This is a genomic window from Pseudomonas sp. Pseusp21, from assembly GCF_059492145.1.
This window is the reverse complement of record NZ_CP168520.1, coordinates 5373733-5392444: the sequence shown is the minus strand read 5'-3', so window position 1 is coordinate 5392444 and position 18712 is coordinate 5373733. Positions and strand designations below refer to the sequence as shown.

Below are 18712 nucleotides of genomic sequence, written 5' to 3'. Positions count from 1 at the left end.
TAGTCAGCTAAGCATGACATTTGGCTATAGGCAAGAGGCGTCCTGTACTGAATCGTTACATCGGTATAGCGGTTGGCACAAACGCCCTCTCACATTTCAAACTCGGATTGCAGCGCAGCCCGTACGCAATACAGCACACCTTCAGGCACTCGACCGGCAAACAGCTCGGCCACTTCGGCGACCGACGGCAACTCGCCTTCGCCGTCGAGGAAAGCATCCTGCACTTCGCCCATCAGGTCTTCCGGCAGATCCAGCGCCTGTTCCAGCGACAGCTGCTGCTTGCCGATGGCTTCGGCGAGCATGGCGTAGACGTTCTTTTCCGAGCACTGCAATTGACCGGAGATCTGCAACGGCGTCATGCCGGCGCGGGCCAGGGTGATCAGTTCGTGACGCACGTCGGCCACCACTTTCGGCGCCTCGGCCTCGCCGCCGAGCACTTCGAGGAAGGCCTCGCCGTAACGCTCCAGCTTGCGCGCGCCGACGCCGCTGACCCGGGCCATGTCCGCCAGCGAGGTCGGCTGGCTGCGGAGCATTTCCAGCAGGGTCGAGTCGGGGAAGATGACGTACGGCGGCACGCCGTGTTCTTCCGCCAGTTTGCGCCGCAGGGCGCGCAAGGCTTCCCACTGTTCGCGTTCTTCGCCGCGCACCAGTTGACTGGCCGGGCTCTTGCTGCCGCTCTTGGCGGTGATCTGTGGTTTGAGGTCGCGGCGCAGTTCAAGGGTCACTTCACCCTTGAGCAAAGGCCGGCAGGTATCACTCAATCGCAGGCCGCCATAGCCTTCGTGATCGACATCCGCCAGACCACGGGCCACCAACTGACGGAACAGCGAGCGCCATTCGCTCTCGCTCAGCGCCTTGCCGACGCCGTACACCGACAGGTGCTGATGGCCGAAACTGCGGACCTTTTCGTTGTCCTTGCCCAGCAGCACGTCCACCAGATGGCCGACGCCATAACGCTGGCCGGTGCGGTAGATCGCCGACAGCGCCTGACGCGCAGGCTCGGTGGCGTCCCAGGTCTGCACGCCGTCGGTGCAGTTGTCGCAGTGACCGCACGGCTCGGGCATGTCTTCGTCGAAGTAGGCCAGCAGCGCCTGACGGCGGCAGCGGGTTTCTTCGCAGAGCGAGAGCATGGCGTCGAGCTTGTGCTGCTCCAGACGCTTGTGGCTCTCGTCGCCTTCGGAGTTCTGCAGCATCTGCTTGAGCATCACCACGTCTTGCAGACCGTAGGCCATCCACGCGTCCGCCGGCAGGCCGTCACGGCCGCCACGTCCGGTTTCCTGGTAATACGCCTCAAGGGATTTCGGCAGGTCGAGGTGAGCAACGAAGCGCACGTTGGGTTTGTCGATGCCCATGCCGAACGCCACGGTGGCGACCATGATCAGGCCTTCCTCGTTGAGGAAGCGTTTCTGGTGATAGGCACGCAGATCGTTGGGCAGACCGGCATGGTACGGCAGCGCCGGGAAACCCTGCTCGGTGAGAAACGCGGCCACCTCTTCCACCTTCTTGCGCGACAGGCAGTAGACGATGCCGGCATCGCTGCGCCGCTCGGCCAGGAACGCCAGCAACTGCTTGCGCGGCTGCTCCTTGGGCACGATGCGGTAGAAGATGTTCGGCCGGTCGAAACTCGAGAGGAAACGCTCGGCATTCTGCAGGTGCAGGCGGGTGACGATTTCTTCGCGGGTACGCTTGTCGGCGGTGGCGGTCAGGGCAATGCGCGGCACGTCGGGGAACATTTCCGCCAACTGCCCCAGTTGCAGGTATTCCGGGCGGAAGTCATGGCCCCATTGCGATACGCAGTGCGCTTCGTCGATGGCGAACAGGGCGATGTTCAAGCCTTGCAGGAACGACAGCATGCGCGGCTGCACCAGCCGCTCCGGCGCCAGATACAGCATTTTCACTTCGCCGCGCTTGATCCGGTTGGCGAGGTCGCGCTGTTGTTCGGCGCTCAGGGTGGAGTTCAACGCCGCGGCGGCCACGCCCAGCTCTTCGAGGGTGGCGACCTGATCATCCATCAGCGCGATCAGCGGCGACACCACCACCGCCAGGCCATCGCGCAGCAGCGCCGGCACCTGGAAGCACAGGGACTTGCCACCGCCGGTCGGCATCAGCACAAGGGCATCACCGCCACTGGCCACGCGCTCAATGATTGCACCCTGACGGCCACGGAAACTGTCGTAGCCGAAGATGTCCTTGAGGACGCGTTGAGCCTGTTCGAGCATAAAAACTCCAAAAATCCACCGAAACATCCCTGCACAGGCTGGTTCAAGACAGCCGAGGCTGCTTTAAACAAAACGTAAGCGTGCATTGCATGCGCCGTACATAATCAGCCGCGACACCGGCAGGGATCGCAAAGCGCGGCAGTATACCCGAGCCCTCCCCGGCAAAGGGCACCGCCGATAAGAAGCTTGTGCGGGCAAATCTGCCGTGCGGCTGGCTTGAGGGCTCAAGAAGGCCTAGAATTCCCGCATTGTTTATTCCCCCAAGGTAGCCCTTTAATGTCCTTCGCCGAGCAACTAACCCGCCTGCAAGTCTTCCTCGACGCCGACGAGCTGCATGAAGAGGCGCTGGACTACGTGGCCGCTCACGGTTACCTGACCGCGCTGTCGATCTGCGCCGAAGACGTGCCGGAGCGTGAATGGATCGACGCCCTGTTCGCCGAAGAGCCGCATTACAGCAGCGAAGCGCAGCGTGAAGAGATCGAAGCCACGCTGATCGGACTCAAGGCCCACATCGCCCGCCAACTGGCGTCGGACGAAGAATTCGAGCTGCCATGCGAACTGGACCTGGGCGACGACCCGGACGATTCCGAACTGCGCGGCTGGTGCATCGGCTTCATGGAAGGCGTGTTCCTGCGCGAAGCGGCCTGGTTCGAAACCGCCGAAGAAGAAGTCAGCGAAATGCTCCTGCCGATCATGGTCGGTTCGGGCCTGTTCGACGAACAGCCCGAGTTCGAAGACATCGCCAAGGACGCCAACCTGATGGACGACATGATCGTGCAGATCCCGGAAGCCCTGACCGCGCTGTACCTGCTGTGCCAGGCGCCCGACGAAAAACCGGCGATCCTCAAGCCACGTCACCACTAAGATCCGGCCTATGGACAATCCCATAGGCAACCGCTCCCTGATGTTGCGCTACATCCTGCTGGCCATCGGCTGGCTGAGCGTGGCATTGGGGGTGATCGGGATTTTCCTGCCTGTTCTCCCCACTACCCCCTTCCTGCTGCTGGCAGCCGCCTGCTTCGCCCGCAGCTCTCCGCGTTTCTATCAATGGCTGGTCGAGCATCCCCGGCTCGGGCCATGGATCCGCGATTACCTGGATGGCAACGGCATTCCGCTCAAGGGCAAGGTCTACGCGATCGGGCTGATGTGGGCGAGCATTCTGTTCTCGTGCTACCTGGTGCCGCTGCCTTGGGCCCGGGGGTTCATGTTGACCAGCGCGGTGCTGGTGACGGTTTATATCTTGCGGCAGAAGACGTTGCGCAAATCCTGACAAGGGGCGATGGCGCAACTCAGTCCTTTCAACCTGACACCCAGTTGAATCATGTTTAAGAACATGTCCGCAAAGCCACGCAACCTTGCGCCTTTGCCTACGCATCCGCCAGAATCCGCCGGCTTGTGCGCCTTGGGGGCGGGTTCTATTGTTTGGCGGTCGCTGAAAAACAGCGATCGGGTTTAGCAGCCCGGTTAACTTCAAGGCACGTTGGTGTCGCCAATGTTTTTTATGGCGGCTGACGTGGGGCACTTCGGTGCGCCGGGATCCTTGAGCCTGGTCTGCTAACCCGCGTTCAGCCGCCACCCTCTTCGTTTAGCAGCGATGGATGACGGCTCCATTTCTCAAGGAGCTTCACAATGATCAAACCTACGCCAAACCCGCCGGAAGTCGATTCGACATCCCCCTACGAAACCCTCGATTCGAAGAAATTCCACGAAGCCGCCGAACGCGCCCTCGATCACTACCTCAATCCGCTGCTCCCCCGCAAACCGCTGCTCAAACCCAACACCCGCTACCTCATCGCCCCCGGCATCGACAGCGAAGAACTGCTGGCCGATGCCTGCGAAACCCTGACCTCGGCCAAGATCATGGCCAATGACTTCGCCGGGCTGGTGGACGGCCCGCAGCGGCATGTGTTGCTGGGGATTGCGCAGTTGATCATGTTGGGGGAGCTGGCGGTGAATCGGGCGCTGGATAATCTGGAGTTGAAGGCTGAGGCGTCCGCTGTAGCCTGATCGCCGCCTGATCGTTCCCACGCTCTGCGTGGGAATGCCTCAATGGACGCTCTGCGTCCGCTGTTTGGGACGCGGAGCGTCCCGGGCTGCATTCCCACGCGGAGCGTGGGAACGATCTACGCGCAAAGAAAAACCCGCCGTCCCGTTTGATCGGGGCGGCGGGTTTTGTCGTTTCAGCGTTCAGATCAAACCGTATCCACCTTCAACGAATGATCATTGAGCATGCCGTTGATGATGGTCGCCGTGTCGTGCCCGCTGGCAATCAGACCACCCGCCCCCGGTGTCACCCCGTAGTGGCTGGCCAGGTTGACGCCGGCCAGGTCGATGGTCTGGTTCGGCGTGGCGCCGGCCATGGCGCTGACGTCGATGCTGGTCATGAGCGAGGCGCCGCTGCCGGTGACGGTGAAGTGCAGGTAGTCATCCAGTGACGCCGACGTGCCGTTTTCACCTTGCAGCAGTTGCGACAGGTCGAGCTTGTCGGTGCCGGGGGTGAAGTCGGTGACGAGGTCGTGACCGCTGTTGCCCTTGAGCCACTGGAAGGTGTCAGCGCCCGGCCCGCCGGTGAGGGTGTTGTTGCCCATCCCGCCGATCAGCAGGTCATCGCCCCCGCCGCCATTGAGGATGTCGTTGCCCAGGCCGCCGTTGATCACGTTGTTATTGTTGTCGCCGGTGAGGGTGTCGTTGAAGTTCGAGCCGACGAGGTTTTCGATGCCGGTCAGGGTGTCCGTCCCGGCGCCAAGGGTGTTTTGCGCACCGAGCAGGCCGAGGTTGACCGTCACCCCGGCGGTCGCATGGGCGTAGCTGGCGGTGTCGATGCCGGTTCCGCCGTCGAGCAGGTCGTTGCCCGGGCCGCTGTAGAGCAAGTCGTTGCCAGCGCCGCCGTGCAGTTCGTTGTTGCCGGAGCCTGCGGTCAGCACGTCGTTGCCGTCGCCGGCGTTGATGATGTTGTCGCCGGTGCCGGCCACCAGTACGTCATCGCCCGAGGTGCCGGTGAGGGTGTGGCCGTCCTGATAGCTGATGGTCACGTTCGCCGTGTCGCTGCCGCCGTGGTTGTCGTTGGCGGTGTAGGTGCCGTGGTAGTCCGGGGTGATGTCGTGGGCCCCGGCGTAGTTGAGGGTCATGGTCAGCTGATAGTTTTCCGCCGCGTTGACGTTGTTGCCCGTGGTGTTGCTGATGTTGGTGATGTGGATCTGGTAGACGCCGTCGGACGTCGCTGTCAGGGTCTGGCCGTCCGCAAGGGCGATGTACGCGCCGCCGTTGATCGAGTACTCCATGGTGATGTGACCGGCCGCCAGGTTGTGGTCAAGGTTGAGGGTTTCACCCTGGCGCAGGTTGACGGTGATGCGGTCTTCATCGTTGGCGTTGGTGTTGGTCACCGCACCGAGGTAACCGCTGACCACCAGCACGGCGGTCATGGTCGCGGCGTTGGCGCTGAACGAATTACGCACGTTGGCCAGGTTCTGGTTGGCGGCGGTGTTGGCGTTGGTGCCGGTGAAGCTGATCGCCCCGCTGCCGGTGAAGTCTGCCGATCTGGAGATCCAGCCGGTGTTGAACGAGGTCGGCGTGGCGTTGAGGGTGTCGCCGTTGGGGTCGGTGTCGTTGGCCAGCAACAGCTCGCCCGGCACCACGATGTTGCCCGACAGCACGTTGGTGATGATGTGATCATCCGCCGCCACCGGAGGCGCGTTGGGGATCACTTTCACGGTCAGCGTCGAGCTGGCGAGGTCGCCGTCGTTGTCGCTGAGGGTGAAGCCAATGTTCTCGGTGATCACCACGGCGGTGGTTTTTTGCGAGGTGTAGCTGTAGTCGCCGGTGTCGAGGTTGACCACCAGGGTGCCGCTATTGTTGGTGGCGATACTCAGAGTGTTGTTCACCGTGTTGAACGTGCCGTGGTTGACGCCGCCGCTGGCGACCAGTGAACCCTGACCGCCGTTGGCTTTCGGGTCATAGGTGTAAGTGGTGCCGTCGACCACGATGGATTTGATGAACCCGCCATCGGCGCCGAACGTGCCGCCCTCGCCGATCAACGAACCGGTGACCGGCGCCCCTTCGACGGTGCCGGACAGCACCGAGTTGAGCTGGTTGAGGTCGGTGACCACCACCGCGTTGGTGTTGGTGTGCGTGATGCCGTCATACGCCAGCGGATCGAGGTTGGCGTTGCTCACGCCGCTGCCCAGGCCGATCGCGTAGTTCTTGATGTTGTTGGCATCGAGGAACGCCTTGAGCGTCGCTTCGTCGGCGGTGCCGATGTCACCCTCGTTGGGTTTGCCGTCGGAGAAGAAGTAGCCGACGTTTTGCGCCCCGGTGAGTTTGCCCGAGGTGTTGAACGCGTTGTACATGGTCGCCACGGCCGCATCGTAGTTGGTGCCGCCGCCCGCGCTGAGCCCGGCCAGAAGGGTCTTGGCCGTCGCGACATCGACCCACACCGAAGTGCGGTCGGTGGCGTTGCTGCTGAAGGTGACGAGCTGCACTTTCACATCGCCCAGATCGTCGTACTTGTCGAGCAAGGCACCGATCGCCTGCTTGGCCAGCTCCAGCCGCGACAGGCCCGGCACGCCAGAGGCGTCGGCCATGCTGCCGGAGATGTCGAGGACGATGAGGATGTTGGAGTCAATCTCCACCGCCGCCACCGAACGATCCGACGCTACCGCTTTTGGCACGTCGTCGACGATGTTGACCACGATGGTGCTGGTGGTGCTGTTGCCCAGCGCATCGGTGGCTTTGTAGGTAAAGCTTTCGCTCAGGGTGTTCGGTCCGTCGTTGGCGTTCGGCGTGGTTTTCGGCGCCGAGGTCAGGGTGTAGGTGTAGGTGCCGTCGGCGTTGAGCTGGATCTGCCCGTAAGTGCCGGTGGCGCTGCCGACGAGGGTGTAGGTGATCGCCCCGCTGCCGCCGCTGACCGAACCGACCAGCGTGCCGGTCGCGGTTTCGCCGGTGTTGCTTGGGGCGCTGCCGGTGACCGTGCCGGGGGCCAGGTCTTGCCCGTCCTTGGTCAGGTCGAGGGCTTTTTCGTAGACGGTCACGTCCTGATCGGTCGAGGCCACGAGTTTGCTGTCGGCGACGTTGACGGTGATGGTGGTGGTGCTTTCGTCGCCGTCACTGTCGCGGATGGTGTAGGTGAAGGTGTCGGTGGCGCCCGGCGGGCTCACCGAGTTCGGGTTGCTGTGATAGACCGCGTTGCCGGCCGCATCGAGGGTCAGGTAACCGTAGTTGCCGTTGATGTTGCTGTTGAGGCCGCCGATGGCCGAGGTCGCGGTGTTGCCGCCGGCGCGCACGCCGACCACGATCGCCGCGCCATCTGCGCCGCTGATGTCATTGCCCAGCACGCTGATGTTGACCGTGCCGCCCTCCGCCACCGAGCCGGTGTCGGGTTTGGCAGTCGGCAGGTCGTCGATGATGTTGACGTTGATCTGCCCGGTCGCAGTGCTGCCGTCGGTGTCGGTCGCCACCACGTTGAAGTTCTCGGTGATGCTGTTGGCGCCGTTGGCGTTCGGGTGGGTTTCGTTATCCACCAGGGTGTAGCTGTAACTCACCACGCCGGTGGTCGGGTTGTAACCGGTGATGGTCAGCGTGCTGCCCAGCGGGGTGACGGTCGATTGCGGGAAGCCGGCGGCCACGCCGTTGGTCATCACGGCGATGCCGCCCACGGTCAGGGTTTGCAGACCGTCGAGCGCGGTGACGGTGAAGGTGCCGCTCTGGGTCAGCGCCGGGGTGTCGGGACTGGTGCCGTCGCTGAGGTTTTTCTCGTAAACGGTCAGCTCGCCGCCATACACGTCGAGACCGTTGAGGACCACCGGATCGTCGTTATTGTGAATGTTCAGCACCAGGTTGGCGGTGCTGGTGTCGCCATCGGCATCGGTCAGGGTGTAGGTGAAGGTCTCGGTGCCGTTGCCACCGCCGTGCAGATTCTTGAAGTCTGCATCGTTGGTGTTCAGCGTGTAGGTGTAGGTGCCGTTGGCATTGAGCACCAGGGTGCCGTAAGTGCCGGTGAAGGTGCCGGGGGTGATCGGGCCGGCATTCGGACCGGTTGCCACCACGTCGGCGCCCTGCACGTCGTTGGTCAGCACGTTGCCGTTGAGGGTCAACTGGGTTTCCGACGCGGTGCTGGCGTTGCTGTCGTTGATCGCCTTCGGCACGTCATCGACGATGCTGACCACGAGGGTGCTGGTGACGACGTTGCCCAGCGAATCGGTGGCCTGGTAGGTGAAGGTTTCGGTCAGGGTGTTGGCGCCGTCGTCGGCGTGCGGGGTGGTGCTGGCCGGTGAGGTCAGGGTGTAGGTGTACGTGCCGTTGGGGTTGAGCACGATCTGCCCGTAGTTGCCGGTGGCGCTGCCGACCAGCGCATAGCTGATCGCACCGACCGCGCCGGTGACCGAGCCGACCAGCGTGCCGGACGCGGTTTCCCCGGTGCTGGTCGGATCGCTGCCGGTGACCGTGCCAGGAGCCAGATCCTGGCCGTCCTTGGTCAGATCGAGGGCTTTTTCGTAGACGGTGACGTCGGTGTCGCTGACCGCGCACAGTTTGCTGTTGTAGACGTCGATGGTAATGGTGGTGGTGCTTTCGTCACCGTCGGAATCGCGCACGGTGTAGGTGAACACATCCACCGCGCCGGGGCCGCTGACGGCATTCGGGTTGCTGTGATAGACCGCGTTGCCGTTGGCGTCGAGGGTCAGGTAGCCGTAGGTGCCGTTGATGTTGCTGTTGAGGCCGCCGATGGCAGAGGTCGAGGTGTCGGAACCGGCGCGCACGCCCACTACTGCGCCACTGGCTGCCGGGCCGTCGGCGCCGCCGATGTCGTTGTCCAGCACGTTGCCGCTGACGGTGCCGCCCTCCTGCACCGACGTCGCGTCGGGTTTGGCGGTCGGCAGGTCGTCGATGATGTTGACGTTGATTTGCCCGGTGGCGGTGCTGCCGTCGGTGTCCGTCGCCACCACGTTGAAGTTCTCGGTGATGCTGTTGGCGCCGTTGGCGGTCGGATGGGTTTCGTTATCCACCAGGGTGTAGCTGTAGCTGACAACGCCCGTGGCCGGGTTGTAACCGGTGATGGTCAGCGTGCTGCCCAGCGGAGTGACGGTTGATTGCGGAAAGCCGGCCGCGACGCCATTGGTGATCACGGCAATGCCACCCACGGTCAGGGTTTGCAGACCGTCGAGGGCGGTGACGGTGAAGGTGCCGCTCTGGGTCAGCGCCGGGGTGTTGGGGCTGGTGCCGTCGCTGAGGTTTTTTTCGTAGACGGTGAGTTCGCCGCCGTTAACGTCGAGGCCGTTGAGGTACACCTGATCGTCGTTGTTGTGGATGTTCAACACGAGGTTGGCGGTGCTGGTGTCGCCGTCGGCATCGGTGATGGTGTAGGTGAAGGTTTCAGTGCCGTTGCCGCCGCCGTGCAGGTTTTTGAAATCCGCATCGTTGGTGTTCAGCGTGTAGGTGTAAGTGCCGTTGGCGTTCAATACCAGGGTGCCGTAAGTCCCGGTGAAGGTGCCGGCGGTGATCGGGCCGGCATTCGGGCCGGTTGGTACACGGTCAGCACCTTGCACGTCGTTGGTCAGGACGTTGCCGCTCAAGGTGAGGTTGGTTTCCGACGCGGTGCCGGCGTTGCTGTCGTCCACGCCTTTTGGCAGGTCGTCGACGATGTTCACGTCCAGTGTCGCGTTGGCGGTGGTGCCGTTGTCATCGACCACGGTCACGGCGAATTGCTCGTTGAGCACATTCGCGCCGTTGGCATTCGGGTGCGCTTCGTTGTCGACCAGGGTGTAGCTGTAGCTGACGACGCCGGTGGCGGCGTTGAAGCCGGTGATGGTCAGCGTGCTGCCCAGTGGCGTGGTCACCGATTGTGGGAAGCCAGCCGCCACGCCATTGGTGACTACGGCAATGCCGCCGATGGTCAGCGTGGTGACGCCATCCAGCGCGGTGATGGTGAAGGTGCCGCTTTGGGTCAGGGCTGGCGCATCGGGGCTGCTGCCGTCGCCGAGGTTTTTTTCGTAGACGGTGAGTTCACCGCCATTCACGTCGAGGCCGTTGATGATTACCGGGTCGTCGTTGTTGTGGATCTGCAGCACGAGGTTGGCGGTGCTGGTGTCGCCGTCAGCATCGGTGATGGTGTAGGTGAAGGTTTCAGTGCCGTTGCCGCCGCCGTGCAGCGCTTTGAAATCGGCGTCGCTGGTATTCAGCGTGTAGGTGTAAGTGCCGTTGGCGTTCAGCACCAACGTCCCGTAAGTCCCGGTGAAAGTGCCCGCCGTGATCGGGCCGGCGTTGTCGCCGACAGGCACGCGGTCGGCGCCCTGCACGTCGTTGGTCAGGACGTTACCGCTCAACGTGAGGTTGGTTTCCGAAGCGGTGCCGGCGTTGCTGTCGTCCACGCCTTTTGGCAGGTCATCGACGATGTTCACGTCCAGCGTGCCGTTGGCGGTGGTGCCGTTGTCATCGACCACGGTCACGGCGAATTGCTCGTTGAGCACATTCGCGCCGTTGGCATTCGGGTGCGCTTCGTTGTCGACCAGGGTGTAGCTGTAGCTGACGACGCCGGTGGCGGCGTTGAAACCGGTGATGGTCAGTGTGCTGCCCAGTGGCGTAGTCACCGATTGTGGGAAGCCTGCGGCTACACCGTTGGTGACCACGGCAATGCCACCGATGGTCAGCGTGGTGACGCCGTCCAGCGCGGTGATGGTGAAGGTGCCGGTCTGGGTCAGGGCTCCCGAATCCGGGGCGCTACCGTCGCCGAGGTTTTTCTCGTAAACGGTGAGTTCACCACCCTCGACGTTCAACCCGTTGATGACCACAGGATCGTCGTTGTTGTGGATCTGCAGCACGAGGTTGGCGGTGCTGGTGTCGCCGTCGGCATCGGTCAGGGTGTAAGTGAACGTCTCGGTGCCATTGCCACCGCCATGCAGATTCTTGAAGTCCGCATCACTGGTATTCAGCGTGTAGGTGTAGGTGCCGTTGGCATTCAGCACCAACGTGCCGTAAGTGCCGATGAAGGTCCCGGGGGTGATCGGGCCGGCGTTTTCGCCGACAGGTACGCGGTCGGCGCCCTGCACGTCGTTGGTCAGGACGTTGCCGGTCAGGGTCAGTTGGGTCTCTGATGCCGTGCCATTGTTGTCATCGAACGCTTTCGGCACGTCGTCGGTGATGTTGACGTCCAGCGTGCCGGTGGCGGTGTCGCCATTGCTGTCGCCGGCGATCACGGTGAATTGCTCGCTGAGGTTATTGGCACCGTCGCCCGCCGCGTGGGTTTCGTTGCCGTTGAGGGTGTAGCTGTAACTGACCGTGCCGGTGGCCGGGTTGTAGCCGGTGATGGTCAGGGTGTTGCCCAGTTGCGTGGTGATCGATTGCGGGAAACCGATCGGCACGCCTCCGACGATCACATTGATGCCGCCGATGCTCAGGCTGCTCAGACCGTCCGGCGCCGACACCGTGAAGCTGCCGGTCTGGGTCAGCGCGCCAGGGTTGGCGGCGGAACCGTCGGGCAGATTGGCTTCGTTGAGATTCAATTCGCCACCGGCAACAGACAGCCCGGTGAGTGTGACCGGATTGTTGACTGGCGGTGGTGGTGGAGCGATCGGCGCGGTGTCGTCACCGTTGTTGATCACCGCGTTGTGGCGTTCTTCGGGAAACTCGGGAATGCCATTGAAACCGGCGGTGGGGAAACCGATGACCGGATCGACCCGGCCCGCCACTTCAGTCAACAACACGAAACTGTGGCCGCCACCCAGCGCGCCCGGCGCACCACCGGTGGCTCCGGGGCCCGCCGCCGTCGCTTCGGCGGTTTGGGTCGGGTCATCGCCAGCGGCAATGGCTTTCTGGATCTGTTCGACGTCGGTCAGTTGCGACTCGCTCGGGGTCACCGCTTCCGGTGCATTGACGTGGGCCGCCTGATCGGCGAGCAACTGGCCGGTCATGGTCAGGCTGCTGTCGCGGCCGAGGGTCAGTTCCTGGCCGTTTTGCAGATGAACGGCAACCGCCCCCTGCGCCCCGGTGATCAATTGATCCCCTGCAAACAGCCGATCGCCTTCGACCAGTGCGCGACGAGAGCCGTCCGCCGACTGAGCGAAAACCTGACCAATGACTTTAGTGACGATCCCGATGAGCGTTGCCATGTGCATTCCTCCGCTGCCGACCACCGTCGGCGCTGGTTCGCGAAGCAGCCCATGGCTCAAGCGGGTTGTCGGGGCGACGCTCGCACCTCGACAGTTCGTTTCGCAGGTTGCGCAAATCCAGAAATGCCAGCGCCATCAGGCACTTGGAATCTCTGTTCACTGCAGCAGGCCCACTAGCGCTACGTAACGGTGGTGAATCACCCGAGTGACAAAAATCTGTCGCTCATCAGCCGCTACGCGTCCCTCCCCTTTAGCAGTACTTCGCCGTATGTCGCAAAGTGAGTGGAACTTTCCTCAAGCCTTTCTGTGCTCCCTAAAGCGCATAAAACAAAGGCTTTCGAGTGGAACAATGTGCTGGATTTGGCGAAGCGCATAAGTTTTTTTTGGCATAACCCTTATGAAAATTTTTTCTTAGCTACGCTTCAGGATGTTCTTAGCTCTGTTGTTACAGGCATGAAACGCTTTTTACTAAAAATATCGTCAATAAATTGGCGACAGCGAAACACCATCAGGACTCAGGGAGATGCACCCATGCGCGTACTAACCCCCCTCTGCAGCGCGGTTTTGCTGGCCATGGCTTGCACTTCTCAAGCCCAGGCCATGAACCTCACCGAGGCGATTCAGAGCACCATCGCCACCCACCCCGAACTGGCCTCGCGCGTGGATGCGCGCCTGTCGGCTGATGAACAGGTGAAGGTCGCCAAGGGCGGCTTCTATCCGTCGGTGGATCTGAACGCTGCTTACGGGCGCGGCTACAGCGACAACACCAACACCCGGGCCTTCGGTAACCACCACACCGAAATCCTCAATTACACCCAGTCCGAGCTGCGGCTGCGGCAGATGCTGTTCGACGGTTTCAACACCGCCAACGAAGTCGAGCGCACCAAGGGCGTTTCCAACTCGCGCGCCTATTACGCGCAAGGCACCGCCCAGGATCTGGCCCTGCGCACCATCGAGGTCTACCTTGAAGTGCTCAAGCGTCGCGAACTGGTGACCCTGGCCAAGAACAACCTGCAGGCGCACTTGCGGGTCAACGACCAGATCGGCCTGCGCACCGAGCGCGGGGTGGGCAGCACCGCCGACTCCGATCAATCGGTGGCCCGTAAGGCGCTGGCGCAGAACAACCTCGACACCGCCGAAGTCGATCTGGCGGATGCCGAGTCGAACTTCTACAGCGTGGTCGGGCGCATGCCGGATGAGCTGGAAACCCCGGCCTCGACCCGCGGCGAATTGCCCGCCACCTTGCCTGAAGCCCAACAGAGCATGGTCGAGAACAACCCGTACCTGAAATCTGCCCAGGCCGACGTGCAATCGGCCGAGAGCCAGTACGAAGTCGCCAAGTCGCCGTTCTATCCACGCTTCGACGCAGAAGCCGCCGTCGGCGCCAACAACAACGTGCAGGGTGACGAGGGCCACGACAACGAATGGCGGGTCGGTGTGGTGATGAACTACAACCTGTTCCGTGGCGGCAGCGACAAGGCGCGACTGGCCTCCGACGCGCACCAGATCAACCAGGCGATGGACATCCGCAACAACGCCCTGCGCCAGCTCAACGAGAACATTCACCTGGCCTGGAACGCCATGCTCAACGCCAGGAAACAGACCCCGACCGCCCGCGAATACGCCGAGACCACCAAGCGTGTGCGCGCTGCGTATCAGGATCAGTTCGGCCTCGGCCAGCGCACCCTGCTGGACGTGCTCGACAGTGAAAACGAGCTGTACAACGCCAACCGTCGTTACACCGAAATCCGCTACACCGAGGAATACTCGATGTACCGCGTGCTGGCGAACATGGGCCAGTTGTTGAGCAAGCAACGGGTGGTGCTGCCGGCCGATGCGATTGCCGCGACCGAGGTGAAAAACGAAGCGCGCTTGCCCGAGCTGAAATAACCACACTGCCGAAGGCTGTGTTTTTGATCGTTCCCACGTCGAGGCGTCGAACCGTCCGCGTGGGAATGCAGCCCGTGACGCTCCGCGTCACTGGACGCAGAGCGTCCCTAGAGGCATTCCCACGCAGAGCGTGGGAACGATCAGTACGGTTCGACGCTTCGACGTGGGAACGATCAACACAGGGTTGATGTGGATAGCCGAGCCAGTTCAACGGGAGCGATCAATATGACCAGCATGCAACCCGGTAACACCGGGATCGATCCGCGGCTGAGCTTCGATGACCCGTTGCTCGATGGTCTGTTGATCCTCTGCAAACTGCATGGCGCGACGGTCAGTCGCGCCAGCCTGAGCGCCGGGCTGCCCCTGGACAAACAACGCCTGAGCCTGGACCTGCTGCCCCGCGCCGCAGCCCGGGCCGGGTTGCAGGCGCGTTTGCTGCGCCGGGAACTCAAGGACATTTCACCGCTGAACCTGCCGGTGCTGTTGTTGCTGGGCAACGGTCGCACGGCAGTGCTGCGGCGTTTTAGCGAAGACGGCAAGGCGCTGATCCTACCCAGCGAAGCCGACGGCGGCGAGCAATGGGTCAGCCGTGAAGAGCTCACCGAACACTACAGCGGCCAGGCCTTGTTCGCCCGGCCACGGCATGAACTGGAAGACCTGCGTTCACCGCTGGTGCCACGGGTGCAGGCGTGGTTTCGCGACACCCTGAAGCTGTCGAAATGGCTGTACAGCGACGCAATCCTCGCCAGTTTCCTGATCAACCTGCTGGGCCTGATGGTGCCGCTGTTCGTCATGCAGACCTACGATCGCGTGGTGCCAAACCAGGCCACGTCGACCCTGTGGGTGCTGGCCATCGGGCTGCTGATCGGCACCGGTTTCGAACTGGTGCTGCGGGTGGTGCGCGCGCACCTGCTGGACACCGCCGGCAAGAAAACCGACGTGATCCTTTCTGCGACTTTATTCGAACGCATCACCGGCATGGCGATGAAGGCCCGGCCGGCGACCATCGGCGGCTTCGCCCAGAGCATTCATGATTTTCAGGGCCTGCGCGAATTTCTCACCGCCGTGACCCTGACCAGCCTGATCGACCTGCCCTTCGTGGTGTTGATGCTGGTGGTGATCGGCCTGCTCGGCGGCTGGCTGGTGGTGATTCCACTGCTGGCGTTTCCGATCACGATCGTGTTCGCGATGATCATTCAGGTCCGCCTGCGCGACACCGTGCAGAAAAGCCTGAGCCTCGGCGCCGAGCGTCAGGCGTTGCTGATCGAAACCCTCGGTGGCCTGGAAACCCTCAAGGCGTGCAGCGCCGAAAGCGAGCGCCAGCACAAATGGGAAAGCACCCACGGCGCCCTCACCCGCCTCGACAGCCACGCCCGTAATCTCTCGGCGCTGGCCACCAACGGCACGCTGTTCATCCAGCAGTTTTCGGGGATGGCGACAATTGTGGCCGGGGTTTACAGCATCATCGCCGGCAACCTCAGCGTCGGCGCGCTGGTGGCGACTTACATGCTCGGCAGCCGCGTGCTCGCGCCGCTGGGCCAGATCGCCGGGCTGATCACCCGCTACCAGCAAGCGCAACTGACCATGAAAAGCACCGACGCGCTGATGTCCCTGCCTCAGGAACGCGACGGCAAACAGCGGCCGCTGGAGCGCACGCAACTGCAAGGTGCGCTGGACGCCAACGCGGTGACCTTCCACTACAACGGTCAGAACGCCCCGGCCCTGAGCAACGTCAGTTTCAGCGTCAGACCCGGCGAACGGATCGGCATCATCGGCCGCAGCGGCTCGGGCAAAAGCACCCTGGCGCGACTGGTGATGGGCTTCTACGAACCGGACGAAGGCCAGTTGCTGCTCGACGGCCTCGACCTGCGGCAACTGGATGTCGCCGACCTGCGCCAGCAGATCGGCTACGTCGCCCATGATCTGCCGCTGCTGGCCGGCAGCCTGCGCGACAACCTGACCCTCGGTGCCCGCTACATCAGCGATTCACGGATGCTCGAAGTGGCCGAACTGACCGGCGTCACCGAGCTTGCACGGCAACACCCGCAAGGCTTCGACCGGCCGGTGGGCGAGCGCGGGCAACTGCTCTCCGGGGGCCAGCGCCAAGCCGTGTTGCTGGCTCGGGCGCTGTTGCTCGACCCGCCGATCATGCTGCTCGACGAACCGACCAGCGCCATGGACAACAGCAGCGAAGACGTCCTGCGCCAGAAGCTGCACGGCTGGGTGCAGGGCAAAACCTTGTTGCTGGTCACCCACCGCACTTCAATGCTGAGCCTGGTGGACCGGTTGCTGGTGCTGGACAACGGCCGGATCGTCGCCGACGGTCCGAAAGAAGCGGTCATCGATGCGTTGCGCAAGGGCCGGGTCGGCTCGGCAGCGGTCTAGGAGTTACCCCATGTCTGCTTCCTCACCTTCAAAACCCCGCGGTTATTTCGACAGCTTCGGTAGAAGCGCCGAAGCCGAATTCATGCCGGAAACCGCCGGTGCCTCGCTGCAGGATTCGCCACGCTGGTCGCGCATCACCGTGTGGCTGGCGGCGGCGCTGCTGATCAGTGCGCTGGTCTGGGCCAAGTTCGCGGTGCTGCAGGAAGTGACCATGGGCGAAGGCAAGGCGATTCCGTCGAGCAAGGTCCAGGTGATTCAGAACCTGGAGGGCGGGATCGTCACCGAGATCTTCGTGCGCGAAGGACAAATGGTCGATAAGGGCGACAAACTGCTGCGCCTGGACGACACGCGGTTTCTGTCGAACAAGGGTGAGAGCGAGGCCGATCGTTATGCCTTGACCGCGCAGGTCGAACGCTTGTCCGCCGAAGCAGAGGGCCGGCCGTTCAAGCTGTCGGACGAAGTGATCGCCAAGGCGCCGCAAGTGGCCGAGGACGAGCGTTCGCTGTATGAACAACGGCAGCGGCGGCTGGCCAGCGAACAGAGAACCCTCAGCGAACAACTGCGGCAGAAGACTCAGGAACTGGCGGAGTTTCGCTCGAAACAGGGGCAATACAGTTCGAGCCTGGCGCTGGTCAATCAGGAAATGAACATGTCCGAACCGCTGGTCAAGACCGGTGCCGTGTCGCCGGTGGAGATCTTGCGGCTCAAGCGCAGTGCCGTGGAAATCCGCGGTTCCCTGAACGCCACGACCCTGGCCATTCCCCGCGCCGAATCGGCCATCGCCGAGATCCGCAGCAAGATCGACGAATCGGAACAGACATTCCGCTCCGAAGCGGCCAAGGAGCTCAATGAGAAACGTACCGACCTGTCTAAAATCACTGCTTCGAGCATCGCCATCGACGACCGCGTCAGCCGCACCACCGTGACTTCGCCGGTGCATGGGGTGATCAAGCAAATGAAGGTCAACACCATCGGCGGCGTGGTGCAGCCGGGCAGCGACATGGTGGAAATCGTGCCGCTGGAAGACAACCTGCTGATCGAAGCCAAGGTCCGCCCTCAGGACGTGGCGTTCCTGCATCCGGGCCAGAAAGCCATGGTCAAGTTCAGCGCCTACGACTACACGATCTACGGCGGGCTCAGCGCCAAGCTTGAGCTGATCGGCGCCGACACCATCACTGATGACAAGGGCAACAGCTTCTACCTGATTCAGGTGCGCACCGACAAAAACCATTTGGGCGGGGATGTGAAACCGTTGCTGATCATTCCGGGGATGGTCGCGACGGTGGACATCATTACCGGGGAGAAAAGCGTGCTGGATTACCTGCTCAAACCGGTGCTGAAAGCCCGGACCGAGGCGATGCGCGAGCGGTAGTGATTGATCGCTCTCACGTTGATCGTTCCCACGCTCTGCGTGGGAATGCATCCAGTGACGCTCTGCGTCACCGTCTCGAAGGGACGCGGAGCGTCCCGGGCGGCATTCCCACGCGGAGCGTGGGAACGATCAGGCGATCAGTATCCGTCCGATCAGCCTCCGTGATTCTTCTGGAAAGTCTCCTCCCCCATCGCCGCAATCTGCCCCTCGATCAGCGCCTCAAACGGCTTGAGCAACGGCTCGAAAGACGCCGGCGCTTCCAGCGTCTGCAACGCCTGAACAATCGCCTCGATCGTCGACAACGCTCCCGGCCCCGGTGCCTTGCGCAGTCGATACCGGGAAACCCCGCCTTCGGCCAGCGTCACCCGCGGCAACGCCGCCAGCAACGGATTGAGGTGCAACATCTTGCGCGCCTTGCGCCACGTGCCGTCCGGCACCACCAGCAACAGCGGTTCATCGGACGCGGCGTAAGCCTGCATCGGCTGCGCATCGTCCGCCGGGAACAACAACCGTGCCCGATACCCCGGCCGATTCAGCAGCGCGGGCAAATCCTCGAATACCTCACCGACGATCAGCTCGGCATTGTTCAACCCGAGCGCTGCCAGCCGTGCGGTGTTGAGCGCGTGATTGACCTCGCTCGGGTGCTGCAACAGCAACACCCGGGTGCGGCTGTCGAGGCTGGGGATCAGCGGACACAGGCAATGGGTTTGTGGGCGCAGGCAGCGCGGGCATTGGGGTCTGGACATGTT

At 62.8% G+C, this 18712-nt stretch carries 9 protein-coding genes; 6 read left to right on the top strand and 3 right to left on the bottom strand.

Annotation, left to right across the window (positions count from 1 at the left end):
• Positions 1 to 89: 89 nt before the first annotated feature.
• Positions 90 to 2219, bottom strand: a complete 2130-nt coding sequence (recQ, locus tag ACEN93_RS24525; protein ID WP_085666731.1) for a DNA helicase RecQ — start codon at positions 2217 to 2219, stop codon at positions 90 to 92.
• Between the two features lie 276 nt (positions 2220 to 2495).
• Between recQ and ACEN93_RS24520 the strand changes: the two genes are divergently transcribed.
• The 3 genes from ACEN93_RS24520 to ACEN93_RS24510 all read left to right on the top strand — a co-directional run bounded on the left by ACEN93_RS24520 (position 2496) and on the right by ACEN93_RS24510 (position 4226).
• Positions 2496 to 3083: a UPF0149 family protein gene (locus ACEN93_RS24520; protein WP_039765475.1), complete on the top strand. Its 588-nt coding sequence runs from the start codon at positions 2496 to 2498 to the stop codon at positions 3081 to 3083.
• Positions 3084 to 3093: 10 nt separating this feature from the next.
• Entirely contained in the window at positions 3094 to 3489 is a 396-nt protein-coding gene (locus ACEN93_RS24515; protein WP_085666732.1) for a YbaN family protein, read from the top strand.
• A gap of 359 nt (positions 3490 to 3848) precedes the next feature.
• On the top strand, positions 3849 to 4226 hold the full coding sequence (locus ACEN93_RS24510) for a DUF6124 family protein (RefSeq protein ID WP_085666733.1): 378 nt from the start codon (positions 3849 to 3851) through the stop codon (positions 4224 to 4226).
• A gap of 185 nt (positions 4227 to 4411) precedes the next feature.
• On the opposite strand, the gene ACEN93_RS24505 is transcribed toward ACEN93_RS24510, so the two are convergent.
• On the bottom strand, positions 4412 to 12316 hold the full coding sequence (locus ACEN93_RS24505) for a retention module-containing protein (RefSeq protein ID WP_495610620.1): 7905 nt from the start codon (positions 12314 to 12316) through the stop codon (positions 4412 to 4414).
• 531 nt (positions 12317 to 12847) lie between these two features.
• On the opposite strand from ACEN93_RS24505, the gene ACEN93_RS24500 reads away from it, so the two are divergent.
• The 3 genes from ACEN93_RS24500 to ACEN93_RS24490 all read left to right on the top strand — a co-directional run bounded on the left by ACEN93_RS24500 (position 12848) and on the right by ACEN93_RS24490 (position 17963).
• Positions 12848 to 14206 carry a TolC family outer membrane protein gene (locus ACEN93_RS24500; protein ID WP_074691154.1) on the top strand — a complete coding sequence of 453 codons (1359 nt, stop codon included), beginning with the start codon at positions 12848 to 12850 and terminating at the stop codon, positions 14204 to 14206.
• Positions 14207 to 14431: 225 nt separating this feature from the next.
• Complete coding sequence (locus tag ACEN93_RS24495) at positions 14432 to 16591, top strand: type I secretion system permease/ATPase (protein WP_074691152.1); 2160 nt, start codon at positions 14432 to 14434, stop codon at positions 16589 to 16591.
• A 10-nt stretch (positions 16592 to 16601) separates the two neighbouring features.
• Positions 16602 to 17963, top strand: coding sequence for an HlyD family type I secretion periplasmic adaptor subunit (locus tag ACEN93_RS24490; RefSeq protein WP_495610619.1), 1362 nt, complete (start codon positions 16602 to 16604; stop codon positions 17961 to 17963).
• A 152-nt stretch (positions 17964 to 18115) separates the two neighbouring features.
• Here ACEN93_RS24490 and ACEN93_RS24485 read toward each other — a convergent pair whose 3' ends face one another.
• The gene (locus ACEN93_RS24485) at positions 18116 to 18709 is read right to left on the bottom strand and encodes a tRNA-uridine aminocarboxypropyltransferase (protein ID WP_285411768.1); all 594 of its coding nucleotides are present in this window, start codon (positions 18707 to 18709) and stop codon (positions 18116 to 18118) included.
• Positions 18710 to 18712 lie beyond the last annotated feature (3 nt).

Coding starts and splice junctions, on each gene's coding strand:
- recQ (WP_085666731.1), bottom strand. CDS start 2,219: ATGCTCGAACAGGCTCAACGCGTCCTCAAGGACATCTTCGGCTACGAC.
- ACEN93_RS24520 (WP_039765475.1), top strand. CDS start 2,496: ATGTCCTTCGCCGAGCAACTAACCCGCCTGCAAGTCTTCCTCGACGCC.
- ACEN93_RS24515 (WP_085666732.1), top strand. CDS start 3,094: ATGGACAATCCCATAGGCAACCGCTCCCTGATGTTGCGCTACATCCTG.
- ACEN93_RS24510 (WP_085666733.1), top strand. CDS start 3,849: ATGATCAAACCTACGCCAAACCCGCCGGAAGTCGATTCGACATCCCCC.
- ACEN93_RS24505 (WP_495610620.1), bottom strand. CDS start 12,316: ATGGCAACGCTCATCGGGATCGTCACTAAAGTCATTGGTCAGGTTTTC.
- ACEN93_RS24500 (WP_074691154.1), top strand. CDS start 12,848: ATGCGCGTACTAACCCCCCTCTGCAGCGCGGTTTTGCTGGCCATGGCT.
- ACEN93_RS24495 (WP_074691152.1), top strand. CDS start 14,432: ATGACCAGCATGCAACCCGGTAACACCGGGATCGATCCGCGGCTGAGC.
- ACEN93_RS24490 (WP_495610619.1), top strand. CDS start 16,602: ATGTCTGCTTCCTCACCTTCAAAACCCCGCGGTTATTTCGACAGCTTC.
- ACEN93_RS24485 (WP_285411768.1), bottom strand. CDS start 18,709: ATGTCCAGACCCCAATGCCCGCGCTGCCTGCGCCCACAAACCCATTGC.